At 28.1% G+C, this 437-nt stretch carries 1 pseudogene; it reads right to left on the bottom strand.

Annotated features, from left to right (window positions below):
• Positions 1-437, bottom strand: a pseudogene (locus EII29_RS12390) (hypothetical protein); the annotation flags it as partial.

Below are 437 nucleotides of genomic sequence, written 5' to 3'. Positions count from 1 at the left end.
AAATTTCATATATTCTTCCCAATCTATTGTCTCAAGTTCTCTTTCAACACTGAAATACTCTTTGAATTTTTCCATATATTTCTTTATCCCTATTCTTATTCTCCTTTGTGTTATTTTATCACGAATTTCTTCATTACATTTCTCATCTTTTACAAAATTTAACCCCCCTCCCCCCCCTATATCTTCATCTATTTCTTCACATAACCAAAGATTTCCAAGCCTAAGTTTTATTCTATAACCTAATTTATCAAATATTTTTTCTATTTTTTCAAAATCGTTTCCTTTCGATTTATCATATAATAGATTATTCAGTACATAAGGTTTTAATCCAAAATCTAACATAATAAATAAGTTATCTGTATATCTGTATCCTATATCATCTCCTAATGCCCCCTCTCCTGGAATAAATCCATAATATTCTTCTTCAAACTCCTTAA

This window comes from Leptotrichia sp. OH3620_COT-345 (genome assembly GCF_003932895.1).
In the GTDB taxonomy this organism is placed as follows: domain Bacteria; phylum Fusobacteriota; class Fusobacteriia; order Fusobacteriales; family Leptotrichiaceae; genus Pseudoleptotrichia.
The sequence above is the reverse complement of the archived record's forward strand: the minus strand, read 5'-3'. Positions and strand labels throughout refer to the sequence as shown.